The 17,807-nt window shown below is 33.8% G+C and carries 14 protein-coding genes; 8 read left to right on the forward strand and 6 right to left on the reverse strand.

Annotated elements, in window-relative coordinates:
- The first annotated feature begins 54 nt into the window (after nucleotides 1–54).
- From C6368_RS12350 to C6368_RS12365, 4 genes are read left to right on the forward strand one after another with little or no spacing between them, the layout of a single operon-like run.
- On the forward strand, nucleotides 55–429 hold the full coding sequence (locus C6368_RS12350; RefSeq protein WP_107039523.1) for a rhodanese-like domain-containing protein: 375 nt from the start codon (nucleotides 55–57) through the stop codon (nucleotides 427–429).
- A 40-nt stretch (nucleotides 430–469) separates the two neighbouring features.
- Nucleotides 470–1,123, forward strand: a complete 654-nt coding sequence (locus C6368_RS12355) for a carotenoid biosynthesis protein (protein ID WP_107039524.1) — start codon at nucleotides 470–472, stop codon at nucleotides 1,121–1,123.
- Nucleotides 1,123–1,602, forward strand: coding sequence for a sterol desaturase family protein (locus C6368_RS12360; RefSeq protein WP_107039525.1), 480 nt, complete (start codon nucleotides 1,123–1,125; stop codon nucleotides 1,600–1,602). The genes C6368_RS12355 and C6368_RS12360 overlap by 1 nt, the downstream gene beginning before the upstream one ends.
- Nucleotides 1,599–2,297 carry a lycopene cyclase domain-containing protein gene (locus C6368_RS12365; RefSeq protein WP_107039526.1) on the forward strand — a complete coding sequence of 233 codons (699 nt, stop codon included), beginning with the start codon at nucleotides 1,599–1,601 and terminating at the stop codon, nucleotides 2,295–2,297. The genes C6368_RS12360 and C6368_RS12365 overlap by 4 nt, the downstream gene beginning before the upstream one ends.
- 145 nt (nucleotides 2,298–2,442) lie before the next feature.
- On the opposite strand, the gene C6368_RS12370 is transcribed toward C6368_RS12365, so the two are convergent.
- From C6368_RS12370 to C6368_RS12380, 3 genes are all read right to left on the reverse strand, one after another.
- Nucleotides 2,443–2,763, reverse strand: a complete 321-nt coding sequence (locus tag C6368_RS12370; protein WP_107039527.1) for a single-stranded DNA-binding protein — start codon at nucleotides 2,761–2,763, stop codon at nucleotides 2,443–2,445.
- Nucleotides 2,764–2,838: 75 nt separating this feature from the next.
- On the reverse strand, nucleotides 2,839–3,165 hold the full coding sequence (locus C6368_RS12375) for a single-stranded DNA-binding protein (protein ID WP_107039528.1): 327 nt from the start codon (nucleotides 3,163–3,165) through the stop codon (nucleotides 2,839–2,841).
- Nucleotides 3,166–3,257: 92 nt separating this feature from the next.
- The gene (locus C6368_RS12380; RefSeq protein ID WP_107039529.1) at nucleotides 3,258–3,620 is read right to left on the reverse strand and encodes a single-stranded DNA-binding protein; all 363 of its coding nucleotides are present in this window, start codon (nucleotides 3,618–3,620) and stop codon (nucleotides 3,258–3,260) included.
- Nucleotides 3,621–4,201: 581 nt separating this feature from the next.
- On the opposite strand from C6368_RS12380, the gene C6368_RS12385 reads away from it, so the two are divergent.
- The 3 genes from C6368_RS12385 (at nucleotide 4,202) to C6368_RS12395 (ending at nucleotide 7,790) form a co-directional block, all read left to right on the forward strand.
- Complete coding sequence (locus C6368_RS12385; RefSeq protein ID WP_107039530.1) at nucleotides 4,202–5,209, forward strand: T9SS type A sorting domain-containing protein; 1,008 nt, start codon at nucleotides 4,202–4,204, stop codon at nucleotides 5,207–5,209.
- Between the two features lie 286 nt (nucleotides 5,210–5,495).
- Nucleotides 5,496–6,515, forward strand: a complete 1,020-nt coding sequence (locus C6368_RS12390; protein WP_107039531.1) for a T9SS type A sorting domain-containing protein — start codon at nucleotides 5,496–5,498, stop codon at nucleotides 6,513–6,515.
- Nucleotides 6,516–6,800: 285 nt separating this feature from the next.
- Nucleotides 6,801–7,790, forward strand: coding sequence for a T9SS type A sorting domain-containing protein (locus tag C6368_RS12395; protein ID WP_107039532.1), 990 nt, complete (start codon nucleotides 6,801–6,803; stop codon nucleotides 7,788–7,790).
- A 62-nt stretch (nucleotides 7,791–7,852) separates the two neighbouring features.
- Here C6368_RS12395 and mfd read toward each other — a convergent pair whose 3' ends face one another.
- Entirely contained in the window at nucleotides 7,853–11,191 is a 3,339-nt protein-coding gene (gene mfd, locus C6368_RS12400) for a transcription-repair coupling factor (RefSeq protein WP_107039533.1), read from the reverse strand.
- Nucleotides 11,192–11,906: 715 nt separating this feature from the next.
- On the opposite strand from mfd, the gene C6368_RS12405 reads away from it, so the two are divergent.
- Nucleotides 11,907–14,474 carry an adenosylcobalamin-dependent ribonucleoside-diphosphate reductase gene (locus tag C6368_RS12405; protein WP_107039534.1) on the forward strand — a complete coding sequence of 856 codons (2,568 nt, stop codon included), beginning with the start codon at nucleotides 11,907–11,909 and terminating at the stop codon, nucleotides 14,472–14,474.
- Between the two features lie 295 nt (nucleotides 14,475–14,769).
- Here C6368_RS12405 and C6368_RS12410 read toward each other — a convergent pair whose 3' ends face one another.
- Nucleotides 14,770–16,866, reverse strand: coding sequence for a M43 family zinc metalloprotease (locus tag C6368_RS12410; protein ID WP_107039535.1), 2,097 nt, complete (start codon nucleotides 16,864–16,866; stop codon nucleotides 14,770–14,772).
- Between the two features lie 168 nt (nucleotides 16,867–17,034).
- Nucleotides 17,035–17,571 (reverse strand): hypothetical protein, encoded by a 537-nt coding sequence (locus C6368_RS12415; protein ID WP_107039536.1) that lies wholly within the window; start codon nucleotides 17,569–17,571, stop codon nucleotides 17,035–17,037.
- Nucleotides 17,572–17,807 lie beyond the last annotated feature (236 nt).

Below are 17,807 nucleotides of genomic sequence, written 5' to 3' on the forward strand. Positions count from 1 at the left end.
AATAGGTTATAAGATAGAACTTCTTTATTTTTGAATGAATAAAAAATTCCTCACATGAAAACTTTATTGTCTTTGTTGTTCGTATTTGTTTTTGTTTCCTCACAAGTTTTACTTGCTCAAAATTCGGTGGTTGAACGTCATGAAAGTGTTGGGGATATTGAATTCAAAGAAGCTTTAAAAACAGAAGAATATATTTTGTTAGATGTCAGAACAGTAGAGGAGTATCTATTGAATAATTTAGAACGCTCTAAATTAGTAGAATTCAATGGAGGAAATATGGATGGCACATTGTCTTCTATGCCTAAGGGTCATAAATATTTAGTTTATAGCAATGAAGGTGTAAGAAGTAAAGTAGCCCTGAAAAGAATGAAAGAATTAGGGTTTTCTCATGTTTTGGAATTAGATAAGGGAATTAAAGAATGGAAATAAACCTTTTTGGTTATTTTTTGTTCTACTTTTTTAACAGGAGATGAAAGAAAACTTACTATTTCAAAAAATACTGAAACATAAATCACTAATACTAATTTTGGTCTTGGTGATTTTTTATACTGTCGGTATTATAGGATTGACCTCTTCTTATAGAGATGATTTTCTGCCATTATCTTTCATGAATTTAATGATTTCTTTTGTGGTTCTACTGATCGCATCGAAAAATAAAAGTCTCCGTTTTTATGCCTTCGTATTTATAGGTTTTTCTATTGGAATGATTGCTGAATGGCTTGGTGTTCATACTGGTCTTTTATTCGGAAATTACGTTTACGGAACAAATCTGGGTCCTTTATGGTACGGTGTTCCTTTAATCATTGGAATTAATTGGGTAATGCTTACCATTATTTCTGGTTCAATTGCTGAAAGAATAAAAATTCATTGGTCTTTAAAAGCAATTATTGGAACATTTTTAATGCTAATTTTGGATTTGTTGATTGAGCCAGTTGCCATCCAAAGTGATTATTGGACGTGGAGTGGAGATATCCCCTTTTCTAACTTTGTGGGTTGGTTTTTAATTGCATTGGTGATTCAATTGGTGTATTTTGCGATGAATTTAGGGGAGAAAAATAAGGTTGCAACTTTTTTATATTTCTTACAGATTGTCTTTTTTCTAATATTAAATATTGTTTTGTAATGCATTTGTGGGGTCCATTGGTTTTGATACTAACATTTATTTTAACTGAGTTCAGTGCTTGGTTTAATCATAAATATATTATGCATGGTTTCTTGTGGAAATTTCATAAAGATCATCATCAACCGGAACCTGGTCCATTTGAAAAGAATGATATTTTCTTTTTGATTTATGCAATTCCATCTTGGTTGTTAATCATGTTGGGGTTTATGTATGAAGGATATTTTTTTGTTTGGGTTGGATTTGGAATTGCAGCATACGGTTTGGCGTATTTCCTTTTTCATGATGTATTTATTCATAGAAGGTTCAAATTCATGGATAAGTTGGATGGGCCCTATTTAATGGCCATCAGAAAAGCCCATAAAGTTCACCACAAAGAACGAGGAAAAAAAGATGGTTCATGTTTTGGAATGTTGATTGTTCCTATGAAGTATTATCATGAATCACGAAAGGCATATAATCTTAAAACCAATAAAAAATGAGTTTATATCTGTGGATTAATGTCTTGAGTATTGCTGGGCCATTGCTACTTTCTTTTGATAAAAAAGTTCACTTTTATACCCATTGGAAAACATTGATTCCAGCAATTTTAGTCATCGGAAGTGTTTTTGTAGCATGGGATATCTTCTTTACTGAAATCGGTGTTTGGGGCTTTAATCCAGATTATTTAGGTGGAATTACATTCTTCAATTTACCATTAGAAGAAGTTCTGTTTTTCTTTGCAATTCCTTATGCTTGTGTGTTTATTTACGAGGTTGTTAAGGCTTATTTCCCCAAATTCAGACCAGCTAAATTTTCTTACTTCTTTTCCTTGATTTTTACAATTGTATGTGTCATTTTAGCAATAATTCATTACGATAATTGGTATACAGCAGTTGCTTTATTTGGAGCAGGACTTTTAAATTGGATAATATATTTTGGATATACACCAAAATGGTATCCTAATTTTATAGTTGCTTTTATGATAACTCAAGTTCCGTTTTTGATAGTAAATGGAATTTTAACTGGGGTAGCTACAGAAAACCCTGTGGTTTGGTATAATCCTGAAGAAATTATGGGTTTTCGTGTACTTTCAATTCCGATTGAGGATGTTTTCTATAACTTCTTTATGTTGTTTTCGATTGTAATCGTTCATGAATTTTTAAAGTTAAAATGGAACAAAATAAAAAGTACGTAGCGCAAAGCCACGTACTTTTATGAAACCTAACCAAACCTATTTTGGATTGCATACCGTTTTTGATTTAGGTGGTAAGCTATGGGTTCGCTTTTATACAAACCTAAGGTTAAATAGCAAGAGGTTTTATTCGTTTTATTATTCAGCCCTAACTTAATGTAACTGCATTCTTAACCTCAATTGAAGTAAAAGATCTTGATACTCCTGTTTTTGATAAATAATTTCTTGTAACAAGTTTTCCTGTTATGGCAATCTGAGTTCCTTTTTTACCTGATTTAGCAATATAATTTGCCGTTGGTCCCCATGCATGAATATTATGCCAAAAGGTTTTATCTTGTTTTTCTCCATTTTTGTCCACATATCTTTCGTTCGTGGCCAAGGTGAAACGTACTTTTTTTGCTCCACTTTCAAAATTTGTTATTTCTGGATCGATTCCTATATTTCCGATTAATTGAACTTGATTTCTCATGATTTCTTTTTTTATATCCGATAATTGTCGGAGGATTAATATTTATTCACTTAAGATTTGGAGTTAATAATTGATTTACAAAATCACCAAATCATTGATTTCTATTTCTGTATAAGATTGTCGCTTGCCGTTCGAATTGTAAAAACGAGATCGTAATCTTCCTTCGATTGCTAGGGCTTGACCTTTTGATCCCAATTGTTCTAAAATAGGAACCCATTTGCCCCAAGCGGTTACTTTATGCCAGTTTTTTGTGTCTTTTGTGTTTCCTTCATCATCCAGGTAGGTTTCTTTCGTAGATAATGAAAAGCGAGCTATTCTTTTGCCTCCATCCATTTCTACAAATTTTGGGTCAGATGACATTTGACCAATTAAATTTACGTGATTCATTTGCTGTACTCTCATGATATTATGTGTTTAGGATTTATACTTGTTTTCAATCTTTGTGTTAAAGAGTGCCCGCTTTTAGTTTCGGACACTCCTATCCAACTGTTTTCTTATTTCTTACCTGATTTTGTTTCATCTTTATCGCGGTTCAATACCATGAATTCACGCATCGAAATTTCGGTTTTATAGCGTTTTTCACCTTCTTTCGTTTCATAAGAATCGTTGACTAACTTTCCTTCTAAAACAACTTCTGACCCTTTCTTAAGTAATTGGCCACAAAGTTCTGCAGCTTTTCCCCAGGCAACTACATTATGCCATGTTGTATTTTTGATCCATTCACCGTTCTTATCTTTAAACGACTCGTTTGTGGCTAATCTAAAACGTGCTACCGAGTTTTTATCTCCGAATTGTGTGATCGCTGGATCTGCACCTAAATTCCCGATTAAACTAACTGTGTTTCTTAAATTGTTCATGTCTGTAAATTTTAATTAATAATTGTTTGAATTTGTTACTAGACTGTCTCTCAGTCATCGACACTGCAAAGTTGGGGTGAGTTGCTATCTTTATATGGTTATTAACTAATTGTTGTCGAATGTCTTTCGTTTGTAAATGGTAGTAATCGGATAGAGAGCTTTAAATGCTATAAAATTCCTACTCAAGAAAATATAAAGTTTTTTCAAAAATAGTTTGGAAAGGATAGTCCAAGTTGAAATGCTAATCCGAAAACAATCGAAAATGATTTTTATTTAAACTGATGATAATTGGTTATTGTGATGGCTTTTCATCGAATTGGTCTGGTTTTGGTCGTGAATTTTTGATGTTTTAACGATGAAAAGGTGTTGTTTAGCGTTGTCAAATGTTAAAAAAATATTTTTTTTTAGATTCAGTTGATTTTTTAACAATTGTACGAACCCTATGAATAACAAGGGATGCAGACCTTTTTAATTAAATAATATAAATTTAAAATGTTAAAAATTAAAATTATGTAACAAATGTTATGCATGCATAAGTAAAAACAGCATATATTTGCATCGAATTTAACTATGCATACATAATGAAACAAACTATTTTAATTTTACTTTTTGCGTTGATGATTGGTTCTGGTGCTAAGTCTCAGTATGAATTTACTACATCTTTTAGTGTTCAGGGTAACAAAACCATCGTAATCGATTTGGTTACTACTGGAGTTCAAATAAATAATGCAGGGAGTTATCCATATAGTTGTCAATATGGTTACAACTATGATGTGAAATTTGATTATTCAATCAAGGCTTTCAATAGTAATGGAAACGAAGTAGGTTTTAATAATATCTATACTTTACAAGGTGTTTTCGAATGTGGCAATCACACTTCCTTTTTTCCGCTACCTAATCATTTGGGCGCAGGAAGTGGGGTAACTACAGGTAATATTTGGACTAACCAGACAAATTGTAATACGGCTACAGTTGAAGATTTATTATGTGGTAATATTGTATTTGAAGTTGAAATGCAAGGTTATAATGGTCCAAAATTTATCCCTTTAACTGGTCTCTCAACACTTCCGATCGAACTCATCACTTTCGACGCTTACAAAAATGACCGTGTAGTTGAATTGGCTTGGAAAACAGCAAGTGAACTAAATAATGATTATTTCACTATAGAAAGATCAATTGATGGTTTGTCATGGGAGAATCTCCAAATTGTTAGAGGAGCTGGAAATAGCTCAAGTGTAATTGATTATTCATGGATAGATTACTCTCCTTTTTCTGGAGTTTCATACTATAGATTAAAGCAAACTGATTACGACGGAACAACTGAAACATTCAATATTGTTTCTATTGACAAAAATGATGTTGAGGAATTACAGGCTTATCCTAATCCAGTTTCACATTCGGTTACAGTAATAGGACTCCAAGATAGTGAGGTGTTACGAATTATGAATACAGTAGGCGTAGAAGTGACTGGAAATGTCATCGTATCCAATTCTCCATCAAAGAAAACTTTCATCGATATGAGTCAGTTACCAAAAGGCATGTATTTTATTGTGAATGGTGACGAAAGTATAAGGGTGTTGAAGCAGTAATTTAACAATTCACTTAAAATAATTTGATCAGAATATTCCTTTTCAGGTTAAAAAAAATAGTTTTTATCTAAATATTCGTCGATTAAACTTATTTGTTCGTCTATAGTATGTGTCTGTTAATAATTTGTAATCTAAACAAAATGAGCTTTTTACGATTCCTTAAACTTCATTCGTCTACAATATTGATGTGTTCATCTGTTAAAAATAGCTGTTTGTCGTAAATTAATGTTGTTTTATTGAATTCTTAATGTAAATTTGTCCAACTATTTAAAAAATAATAAACAAAATGAAACAGTTTATAGTTACCCTTTTTGCAGTTATGATGATTGGTTTTGGTGTAAAATCTCAAAACTATATATATACAGTATCGGCAACCGGCACAGCTGGAACATTGGTTACGACCATAACAACTACTGGGTTAGTTAAGACTCCTAATGGTGGAGGATGTGTATTGAATATGATTTATAATACAGAGGTTAAGTTTTTTAATCACTCAGGAGTAGAGTTGTCACTAGGTGACCCAGGGGTTCCTCCTATCTATACTTTGCAAGGTACTTTTAGATGTAATACCCCACCTAATTCAGCATTGAAAACAAGTTTTTTCCAGATTCCAAATAATTTAGGGACTACTACAAATAATCTTTCTTCAACATTTTCCATTGATGATTTGGCTTCGTGTGCGTCATTAACATTGGATAATGTGAATTGTCATACAATACGATTTCAAATACACTTCCCTGGTTTTAATAATACTAATTATAATGTTAATGGTACTTCAACTCTCCCAATTGAACTTATCACATTTGACGCATACAAAAAAGACCGTTCGGTTGAATTGGCTTGGAAAACAGCAAGTGAGTTAAACAACGATTACTTTACTATTGAAAGATCTGTAGAGGGGAAATCTTGGGAATTTCTTAAAACAGTAAAAGGTGCTGGAAACAGTTCTGAAATTTCTGAATATACAGTAATTGACGATTCACCTTATGCTGGAGTTTCGTACTATAGATTAAAGCAAACAGATTACGATGGGACAACTGAAACTTTCAATATCGTTTCTGTAGAGCAAAACGATGTTAAAGAATTACAAGCTTACCCTAATCCAGTTTTAAATAGGGTAACTATTTTAGGAGTAAATTCTGATAAAGAATTGAGGGTTTTCAATACCGTAGGTGTGGAAATAACAGGGAATATAGTTATTACAAACTCTCCTTCAAAGAAGACTTTTATAGATATGAGTCAGTTGCCAAAAGGGATGTATTTTATAGTGAACGGAGACGAAAGTTTAAAAGTGCTGAAACAATAGTTTTATCAATTCTCAAAATGTAGTTTCATCCGAATTCCATTTTATTTATTAGTAATCTAAGGTTTATTAAGTAATTCGTCGATTGTAACCATATGTTTGCCTAGTGATAATACACGTTTAAATTTTAATGTTTCAGTTGAAATGGTTCTTTGCGATTTCTTGAATGTCGTTAGTCTAAAGATTTCATGTCTTAATGGGTTAAAAAGCTGTGTTTATCGTTATTTGTTGTTTTGTTAATTTCTTAATGTAATTTTGTCATTGTTTTAATAAAAAATAGTAGACAGAATGAAACGATATATAGTTGCGTTTTTTGCAGTTATGATGATTGGTTTTGGGGTTAAAGGACAAAATTATTTTTTCACAACATCCATAGTTGCTCCAAATGGTATAACAGTTGTATTTGAATTGGAAACCACAGGAATAGTTATCGTTCCTAATAGTAGTGGAAATTGTAATTTTGATATCACATATGATTATTCTGTAAAGTTTTATGATGGAGGAGTAGAAGTAAATACTAATTTGCCTGAAGTCACTTTTTATGATTATCGCTTTTTATGTGGAAGTGAAACTAATTATTTACCATCATTGGCGCCTGGCGAATCATCTGGAGTAACTTATGGATCTATAGAAGTTGTGGGAGTTACAGCATGTAATAATCTAACTCTGGCCACGGCATCATGTAACAAGTTGAGATTTAATATTAGTGTGGATGGTTTGGCTATTGATACAACTTTAACAGGTACCTCTCCACTCCCAATTGAACTTATCAATTTCGACGCATACAAAAAAGATCGTCAAGTAGAGCTTTCATGGAAAACAGCAAGTGAGTTAAACAACGATTACTTTACTATTGAAAAATCTGTAGAGGGAAAATCTTGGGAATTTCTTAAAACACTAAATGGAGCCGGAAACAGTTCTCAAATTTCTGAATATACAGTAACTGACGATTCACCTTATGCAGGAGTTTCGTACTATAGATTAAAGCAAACAGATTACGATGGGGCAACTGAAACTTTCAATATCGTTTCTGTTGAACAAAACGATGTAGAAGAGTTACAAGCTTATCCAAATCCTGTTTCACATACAGCAACTATTCTTGGAATAAATAATGATCAGGAAGTAAGAATTTTTAACACCGTTGGAGTTGAGGTGACCGGTAAAGTAATTATTACCAGTTCTCCTTCAAAGAAAACTTTTGTTGACATGAATCAATTGCCGAAAGGGATTTACTTTATTGAGAATGGGAAGGGGTGTGTTAAATTGCTGAAAGAATGATGAGTTATGAATGATATATTTCTCACTTTTTGGGTATTCATCTTCCAAAACTCATTATTAATTTATGGCATCACCTTAGAAACCATATCCAAAGCTACATTAATATCCTTAACGTCATTAAAAACCAACCTCAACTTATCGTTTTTCTGATTCATCTTCACTCCCTTAGGATTCGTCTGAATGTAATTTAAAACTGCCGTAAAAACTGGACTTTGGTAATAAATATGAGCTGGATTTTCAGTGAAATATCCAATCATTTTTTCAGATTTGATAATTAATTTCGTGAAACCTACTTCTTGGGCTTTTCTCCTTAATCTAATCGATTGTAATAAATCTTCAACTACCGCTGGAATTGGTCCAAAGCGGTCGGCCAATTGTGTTTCGAATAACTTTAATTCTTCCTCCGTGTTTAAATTATCCAATTCTTGATAAAGTGAAAGTCGCTCCGAAACATTGTTAACGTAATCATCTGGAATTCTGATTTCCATGTCCGTTTCTAAAACACATTCTTGAACAAAGGTTTGATAGCTATCGCTGTTTCTATTTTCGAATAAATCCTTGAATTCAGATTGACGTAATTCATCGATGGCTTCGTTTAAGATTTTTTGATACATGTCGAAACCAATGTCAGCAATAAATCCAGATTGTTCTCCACCAAGTAAATTTCCAGCCCCTCGAATATCTAGGTCTTTCATAGCGATACTGAATCCTGCACCTAAATCGGAGAATTGAACCAAGGCATTCAATCGTTTTTGCGCTTCTGATGTCAACATGTTATAGCGCGGCGCAATTAAATAACAGAATCCTTTTTTGGTAGATCTTCCAACTCGTCCACGCAATTGGTGCAAGTCACTCAATCCAAAATTATTGGCCATGTTGATGATGATAGTATTCGCATTAGAAATATCAATTCCTGATTCAATAATCGTTGTAGCCAATAAAACATCGTATTCATGATCGATGAAGTCCATCATGACTTTTTCCAACTTTTTCCCATCCATCTGACCATGTCCTATTCCAACACGAACACCTGGACAAAGTCGTTGAATCATTCCAGAAATTTCTTGTATGTTTTCTAGTCTGTTATGCACGAAATAAACTTGACCACCTCGACTTACTTCGTAAGAAATAGCATCTCGGATTACTTCTTCATCAAATTCTACAATTTCAGTAAGAACAGGTTGACGATTTGGAGGAGGCGTATTAATTATACTTAAATCTCGAGCTCCCATTAAAGAAAATTGTAAAGTTCTAGGGATTGGTGTGGCTGTTAATGTTAAAGTGTCAACAGTAGCTTTTAAAGTTTTTAGTTTGTCTTTTACTGAAACTCCGAATTTTTGCTCTTCATCAATAATGATTAATCCAAGGTCCTTGAATTTAACATTTTTACTCGCAATTTTATGTGTACCAATCAGGATGTCAATTTTTCCTTCCGTTAAATCTTTTAAAGTTTCATTGGTTTGTTTCGTGGTTTTAAATCGATTTACATAATCAACTCTCACCGGGAAATCTTTCAATCTTTCTTTAAAACTTCTGTAATGCTGAAGAGAAAGAATTGTTGTTGGAACTAAAATTGCAACTTGTTTTCCGTCTGTAGCGGCTTTAAATGCTGCCCGAACGGCAATTTCTGTTTTTCCAAACCCAACATCACCACAAATCAAGCGATCCATAGGTGTGTCTTTTTCCATGTCCTCTTTTACAGCCTCTGTTGCTTTTAGTTGGTCTGGCGTGTCTTCATAGATAAAAGATGCTTCTAGTTCATTTTGCAAATAAGTATCTGGAGTGTATGCATAGCCAGGCTGACTCTTTCTCTTGGCGTACAGTTGAATTAAGTCGAAAGCAATTTCCTTAATTTTCTTCTTGGTTTTGTTTTTCAACTTCGCCCAAGTTTGTGTACCCAATTTATTCATGGAAGGCGCCGTTCCATCTTTCCCCGTGAATTTTGAAATGCGGTGCAAAGAGTGAATTGAAACATACAAAACATCATTGTCTTTATATACAAGTCGAATAGTTTCCTGCGGTTTCCCGTTCACATCAATGGTTTCAAGGCCACTAAAACGACCAACTCCATGGTCAATATGCGTTACATAATCTCCTTTTTGTAAATTGTGTAATTCTTTTAATGTTAACGCTTGCTTAGCTTGCCGAAACCCTTCTTTTAATCTGAATCTATTGTAACGTTCGAATATTTGATGATCTGTATAACACACCAATTTTAATTCTTCATTGATAAAACCTTCGTGAATTCCTGTATTTATTGGAGTAAATTCAACTTCAGCTTGAATATCTTTAAAAATATCGAGCAATCTTTCAATTTGCTTTGGCTGATTCGAAAAAATGAGGTTTTTAAATCCTAATTTCTTGCGTTGCTTCAAATCTTCTGTCAATAAATCAAAATTCTTATTGAAAGCAGGTTGTCCTTTATCTGTAAATTGAATTAAAGTAGCGTCTTTATTGGTGTAATCTGGTCCCCATTCAATTTGCGAAAACAATTGAATTTCTTTCTCTAAATCTGTAGGATGAAAATACAATTCTGAAGGTGGAGTATGTTTTGCTCCGGTATCGGGCAATTCATTGAAAATATGTGCAGCTTTTTTATATTCAGCTTCTAGTTGACCTTTTATTTCTTTGTAGGAGCTTATCCAAATCGTTGTGTCTTTTCCTACGAATGAAAGAAAACTTCCATTTTCTGTATGGTCCAAACTCAACTGAATATTAGGAACAATATGAAAAAACGCATGTTCCTTTAAAGAAAGTTGTGTTACAGGGTCAAAAGTTCGGATAGTTTCTATTTCATCTCCAAAAAACTCTAATCTAAAAGGTTGGTCATTCGAATAAGAGAAAATATCTACAATTCCACCACGTATCGAAAATTGACCAGGTTCATAAACGAAATCAACGATGTGGAATTCGTGTTCCATCAAAAATTCGGTTAAAAATTCGATATCATAATCTTCACCTTTTTCAACTTTAAAAGAATTTGTTGAAAGTTTTTGTTTTGTGGGCACCCGTTCAAAAAGTGCTTTTGGATAAGTAACAATCCAGGAATTTGGAGATTTCGTGACTTTATCTAGTGCTTCGGCTCTTCCCACAACATTTGCGTTGTCAGTTTCCTCCAATTTATATGGAACTTTGTAAGAAGCAGGATAAAAGACCACACGGTCGTCGTCCTCGAAAATTCCCTGTAAATCATTTAAGAAATAAGCTGCTTCTTCTTTATCTTGAAGAATAAAAAGGTGGTGTCCTGGTACTTGCTCAGCAACAGAACTAGCGTTGAAAGCCTTGCTAGCTCCTACAACTCCTTTCCATTGAATTTTCGTAGGACGTTTTTGTAATTTATCAATTGTAGAAATTACTCCACTCGATTTTTTAAATTCTGCTTTTACCGTCTTTATTGTCATATTCATTTATTGGAAGTACAAAGTTAAACTATCTGTTGTTTAAATTCCAATTTGGAGTATTTCTAAAAAATTAAATTGGAATTTCATAAATGTATTTCAGAAACATAGGATAGAATTTTAAGGGTATTTTTGTTTATACATTTTTCAAGATTCTGTTCAACTAGAAAGATGTATTTCTTAAATGTAGAAATTAAGTTCGGAATATTCCTTCCTTAAGATGGAGGCAGAGCGGAGGAATTTCATTAACTCCACTCCTAAAACCCACATTCAAAAATTTTTGAAGAGCAACCCTGGACCTTGAATATTCTATAGTAAAAGCAAAATCGATTTATCATTTATTTAGCTTGCCACTTATATTATCAATTTTATCAACACCAAAAACAATTTGTTTTTGGATTTATTAACAATTGATGTTGATATGTAATTTTGAAGTCTTATTAACAAAAATATCTCGATGAATTGAACCAAGAATTTCGGTAAATTCCTTTGTAGATGTGTGTTTCCAAATTGAAGATTATTTTAAGAACTTTAAGAGTAGATAATAAATGTTTATAACTAAAGATGATTTTTATTTTCGTTCTTAAATTGTCAATTAAAGTTCCTAATTTTAACCCAGATTTGAAAATAAAAGGTGCTTATTCAGATGCCTTTTTATCATTTCTGTTCAGAATCGAAGAAGACAATAAAATTATATAACTTTTAAATACATAGAAATATGAGCGACGGATTGGCACTAAAAACTCAGGAAACCAAGGACTTAAAAAGCTACTCTCAGGAGGAGGTTTTGAAATCTGCAATTGATTATTTCAAAGGAGATACTTTAGCAGGTGAGGTCTGGATGAAAAAATATGCGTTGAAAGATGCGATGGGGAATCTTTATGAAAGAACTCCGGATGAAATGCACAAACGTATCTCAAGTGAGTTTGCCAGAATGGAAGCAAAATATCCAAATCCGATTAGCGAACAAGAGATTTATGATGCAATTAAAGACTTTAAATACATCATACCTCAAGGAAGTCCAATGGCTGGAATTGGAAACAATTTTCAGTATGTTTCTATCTCAAATTGTTTCGTTATTGGAAATGAAAAAGATGAAGATTCTTACGGTGGAATTCTAAAATTGGATCAAGAGTTGGTTCAATTAATGAAAAGAAGAGCTGGTGTTGGTGTTGATTTATCATTTGTTCGTCCAAGTGGTTCTCCTGTCCAAAATTCAGCTTTAACTGCCACTGGAGTTGTTCCTTTTATGGAGCGTTTCTCTAATTCTACAAGAGAAGTTGCTCAGGGCGGAAGAAGAGGTGCTTTAATGGAATCAATTGCAATAGATCACCCAGATTCTGAAGCGTTTATAGATGCCAAAACTATAGCAGGAAAAGTTACCGGTGCCAATGTTTCTGTTAAAATTTCTGACGATTTCATGAAAACGGCTTTAACTGGTGGTGATTATACACTAACATACCCAGTTAAATCTAAGAATCCAACCTTCACTAAAACTGTTGATGCTAAGCATTTATGGGGGAAAATAGTTCACAATGCTTGGGCATCTGCTGAACCAGGAATTCTTTTTTGGGACACTTTGATTAATGAATCAATTCCAGATTGTTATGCGGATTTAGGTTTCGAAACTGTGTCTACAAATCCATGTGGTGAGATTCCATTGTGTCCAAATGACTCTTGTCGTTTATTAGCACTTAACCTTTATTCATACGTAAATAATCCATTTACTGACGAAGCTGAATTTGATTTCGAATTATTCGATAAACACGTAATTTTAGCACAACGTTTAATGGATGATTTGATCGATTTAGAACTTGAAAAAGTAAATAAAATCATCAATAAAATTAAAAATGATCCTGAATCAGAAGCAGTAAAAACAACTGAATTGAATTTATGGACAAGCATTCGTGAGAAATGTGAACAAGGTCGTAGAACAGGATTAGGAATTACTGCTGAAGGAGATATGTTAGCAGCGCTTAATATTTGCTACGGTACAGATGAATCAAACGATTTCTCTGATAAACTACACATGAGATTGAAGCACGGTGCATTCATGTCTTCAAGCATTATGGCTGAAGAAAGAGGTGCTTTCCCAATCTGGGATGCAAAACGTGAGGAGAATAATCCTTTCATGTTACGTATTAAAGAAGAAAATCCTGCGCTTTATGAAAGATTGCAAGTGCACGGAAGAAGAAATATAGCATTATTGACAATTGCACCAACTGGTTCAGTTTCAATTTTAACGCAAACTACTTCAGGTATTGAACCAGCATTTATGGTTTCTTACATGAGAAGAAGAAAAATCAATCCAGATGATGTTGGAGCAACAATTGATTTCGTTGACGAGGTAGGAGATTCATGGCAAGAATACCCAGTATTCCACCATAAATTCGAAACTTATTTAATCGCGAAGGGATACAATATGGACGAGGTTCGTAAAATGGATCAAGACCAGATTGCATCAATTATTGCGAAATCTCCTTATCACTTAGCTACATCAAACGATGTTGATTGGGTAAAGAAAGTGGAAATGCAAGGTCGTGTTCAGAAACACATTGATCACTCAATTTCGGTTACCGTGAACCTTCCAAATGATGTGACGGAAGAAATGGTAGGTAAAGTTTATCAAACAGCTTGGGAGTCAGGTTGTAAAGGTGTAACTGTTTACCGTGATGGTTCTAGATCAGGAGTTCTTGTTTCAACTTCTGAAAAGGAGGAAGAGGAGAAAAGTGTAAACTTTGATGATCACCACGCTCCAGAACGTCCAGATAAATTAGAGGCTGAAGTAGTTCGTTTCCAAAATAACTTGGAAGAATGGATCGCATTTGTTGGTATGTTAGATGGGCGTCCTTACGAAATCTTTACAGGTCGTAGAGATGGATTTAACGGTATTCCAAACGATGTGAAAAAAGGATTCATTAAGAAAGTAAAAAGCGATGATAGTAGCCGCTATGATTTCCAATATGAAGATAGAGGTGGTTACAATGTTACTGTTGAAGGTTTGTCAAGATCTTTCGATAAAGAATACTGGAACTATGCAAAAATGATCTCTGGAGTTTTAAGACACGGTATGCCTTTGTTACACGTTGTGGAACTGGTTGGTTCTTTAAACTTAAGTGATGATACTTTAAATACTTGGAAAAATGGTGTTTCGAGAGTAGTGAAGAAATTTATTCCAGATGGAACAGAAAGTAAAAACGAATGCCCTGAATGCCACCAAAAAAGTGTACAATTTCAAGAGGGTTGTTTGACTTGTACTAATTGTGGACATTCTAAGTGTGGATAATGTTAGTCTATAAAGTCCGTTATCAGCGTTGCTGTTGTTTTTAAAAAAGACATTGACAAAAGTCAACTTAATGTATTTAAAAAACTTCATGCGCCTTGTTAATGAAATATATAAATGTTTGATTTATATATTAGGACTATTAAAATACGGCTAATTTTAGACTATGACTATTCCGATAAAATGGGGGAAGGCTCAGCAGTAATCTGATGGTGGTTTAGTTAAAAAATAAACATTCTTATATAAAATTTTAAAAGGCGAACTCTCTGCAGAGTTCGCCTTTTTCTTTGGAGTTATTTTACTTTAATATCAACTTCTTCTGAATAACTTTCTCTCCGTTTACTATCTTCAAGATGTAAACGCCTTGGGTTGCATTCGTATTTGGTTTGATTTTCCTGCTAGATTGACTTTCTGGTAATTCACTTGTTGTGATAATTCTTCCAGAAACATCGGTCAATTGAAGAGTCGAACCGCCCCATTGTGAAGGGTCATAATTAATGCTCCAACCATTAGCTTGAGTGGATGGATTCGGATATATGCTTAAATTGTCTTCCTTTAGGAAGTTATCAGCACTCAATGTACCTGAGATGTTGATGTTGTCAATAGCAATATTGTTTGACTTGTCTGAAGCTATATATTCAAACTTTAACAAAACATGACTTCCTAAGTCTGGTAATGGAAAGGTTTCAGTGTCCCAAAGTGAAGACGGTCCTTGGTTTGGATGAAATGATGTCCAACCCGAACCATTATTCACCAAGTCTGTACCCACTATAGATTTTCGTTGTTGCCACGTATTACCACAATCTTTAGAAGAATAAATAATCAATTTCTCCGTAATTTCTTCAATCAAAGAAGCATCGGTGGCACATGCCCAATCAAAAGAAACGGTGATGTTTGTCATGTTTGAAACATTCAATGTTGGTGTAACAAATGAATGTTTAGTTCCTCCTCTTCGCATGTTGAAGAAGTATTCAGGAGAGAAAATGATTGGGTCTTGGTAAGGTGTTGATGTATTTAAAAATATTCCTCCACCACCATTTCTTCCTACATCATCCAGTACTTCCCATTCTATTTCATTTTCTTGTGGGTTATGAATAATCCAGTAATTAGGATTGTTTTCAAAATCAAATTGATGCGTTCCGCTAAAAGCTGACCAACCTGAAGTAATGAAAATAAAGTTTTCCTTAATAATAGTGTTGGCTATACCATCATCATTGACGGTAAGGCTTACATCTTGCCAACCTGGGGAAGTGAATGTAACAATTGGATGTTCAGCAGTTGGATCCGTTGTTGTGCCATTTTCAAAGCTCCAAGAGTATAGGGGATTACTACTATTAAGTCCCCAAGAGAAGTTTTCAAATTGTATTTGGTCGCCTTCACATGCAACTAATCTACTGGCATAAAAATCTGCTTTTGGGTCACATACTCCGTTGTCGGGAATTGAAATTTCAAGGTTTTCTTGACTCCACAAGAATGAACGCTGACTTACATTTTGATCTAAGATGTTGTGCATGAAAGAGACTTGATTTTGAGTGTACATATTTGAACAGTACGAATATTCCATGAAATTCTGCACATTGTCTAATTCATTGTCACATGTGGTTCCGGAAACATCACAAGATGTCCACCCGATGGTGTTCGGCGTGTCGGCTATTCCATCGTCAACGCCACAATTGCTTGTTAGTCCCGGGTCATTTGTTGGTCCCCAAAGGTGTGCAAGTCCTAAAAAGTGACCAATTTCATGTGTTAAAGCTCTCGAGTTATAAACACTGGAAGTTCCCACATCACCGATGTAATTATGACGAATAATGATTCCGTCACGAAAACGATTGTTTCCTTCCACCGAGCTAGGGTAGAAAGCGTAGCCCGCCGTTCCACCTTCCATGGATTTAACTGTCCAAACATTCAAATAGCGACCTCTAGGCCACTGGTCTATTTTCGAATAGTCGTCCCCAATCATGGTTTCACTGCTGAAATGTCGAGTAATTCCATTTGTGCAATTTCCGTAAGGATCGACTGTTGCTAAAACAAATTCGATTTGGGCATCGGCTGCTATTCCCTTAAATTCTGGAACGATATCACTCGTGTCATTGTTTAGTTTTCTAAAATCCTTGTTTAGAATTTCCATTTGACTATAAATCTGTTCATCAGATATGTTTTCAACACCATATTCATGAATCACATGAAAAACAATAGGGATGGTATAAACTTGGTTTCCTCGAGTTGAGATACGGTCGGCCACAGCAATGTTACGCATTTCCATATAAGCTTCTTCTAGTTCTGGGTTTTCGGCCCAAAGTTTCGCCTCTTCAATGTGAGACCCACATTTTTCAATCTGTTCTTGAGCTCGAGCAGTAAAGGCTACGAAGACAAGAAATAATAATAAATATTTCATATAATAATTTTAATTTTTGTGTGTATTTATCAATTGACACTTGAAAAGTGAATTGATTTTAAGGAATTTAATCCTTGTAAGAAAGTGGTGTTAATTAATATGTATTGTGCATATGCTTATGATAAGTCTAACACATTAATTGCATTTCTTAAAAAGAATAGAAGTTGATTAAATTTCTGGTGGCGGTGGAGTAGGACTCTCCAAAAAAGTATGGAAAAATGATTTTCTGAAAATAAAATCTTCTCCCTCTGTTAGGTAATTGGGTAAGTCATCTTGATTTTGAATTCCGTTCTGAAAGGAATAAATTTGTTTTGACCAATAAATGATAATTGACTTTTCTTTACTCGACCTGTTGTTGGTCATTAAATCTAATTTCTGAAAAAGGCCGCTTTCCTTTACATCATGAATACATTTATAGTAAATTGTATCATTGCTTTCGGTGGTTTCAATAATGTCATACATCTGATCATTAAAGCGAAATTCTTTTTCAGGCTTTGTCCATTCCAAATTTGTGAAGTTTTCTTCATGCATGTGAAAAACAAAATCAACCAATTGATCTTTAGGAACTCCTTCTTTAATAGCACGTTTTATATCCTTTCGAATATTGGCTTGGCGATACTTAAAAAAACCATATTGAATTCCTGAAAGCGCGGCTAGTTGTGCGCTTAAAAACAGAATGATCCAAAAGTGTTTTGTATTTATCAAAGCAAGTTTCTGCAAAAGTGAAATACTAAATTAGAAGTTATTTCATAAAATATTATAATTTAAGTACAAGAATTAGCCAAAGGGGCATTTCAGAAAGTTATTGGGGTTAGATTAAGTTTGAACTATAAATGAAGAACTAAAATCGATAAATGTTGTCAATTGACATTTTATACTTCAAATAATTTCAGCTTCGAAGCCTTCAACTAAGTTAATTATCTGTTGTCAATTATCAATTG

Source organism: Brumimicrobium mesophilum (assembly GCF_003025005.1).
GTDB lineage: Bacteria > Bacteroidota > Bacteroidia > Flavobacteriales_D > Crocinitomicaceae > Brumimicrobium > Brumimicrobium mesophilum.

Coding starts and splice junctions, on each gene's coding strand:
- C6368_RS12350 (WP_107039523.1), top strand. CDS start 55: ATGAAAACTTTATTGTCTTTGTTGTTCGTATTTGTTTTTGTTTCCTCA.
- C6368_RS12355 (WP_107039524.1), top strand. CDS start 470: ATGAAAGAAAACTTACTATTTCAAAAAATACTGAAACATAAATCACTA.
- C6368_RS12360 (WP_107039525.1), top strand. CDS start 1,123: ATGCATTTGTGGGGTCCATTGGTTTTGATACTAACATTTATTTTAACT.
- C6368_RS12365 (WP_107039526.1), top strand. CDS start 1,599: ATGAGTTTATATCTGTGGATTAATGTCTTGAGTATTGCTGGGCCATTG.
- C6368_RS12370 (WP_107039527.1), bottom strand. CDS start 2,763: ATGAGAAATCAAGTTCAATTAATCGGAAATATAGGAATCGATCCAGAA.
- C6368_RS12375 (WP_107039528.1), bottom strand. CDS start 3,165: ATGAGAGTACAGCAAATGAATCACGTAAATTTAATTGGTCAAATGTCA.
- C6368_RS12380 (WP_107039529.1), bottom strand. CDS start 3,620: ATGAACAATTTAAGAAACACAGTTAGTTTAATCGGGAATTTAGGTGCA.
- C6368_RS12385 (WP_107039530.1), top strand. CDS start 4,202: ATGAAACAAACTATTTTAATTTTACTTTTTGCGTTGATGATTGGTTCT.
- C6368_RS12390 (WP_107039531.1), top strand. CDS start 5,496: ATGAAACAGTTTATAGTTACCCTTTTTGCAGTTATGATGATTGGTTTT.
- C6368_RS12395 (WP_107039532.1), top strand. CDS start 6,801: ATGAAACGATATATAGTTGCGTTTTTTGCAGTTATGATGATTGGTTTT.
- mfd (WP_107039533.1), bottom strand. CDS start 11,191: ATGACAATAAAGACGGTAAAAGCAGAATTTAAAAAATCGAGTGGAGTA.
- C6368_RS12405 (WP_107039534.1), top strand. CDS start 11,907: ATGAGCGACGGATTGGCACTAAAAACTCAGGAAACCAAGGACTTAAAA.
- C6368_RS12410 (WP_107039535.1), bottom strand. CDS start 16,866: ATGAAATATTTATTATTATTTCTTGTCTTCGTAGCCTTTACTGCTCGA.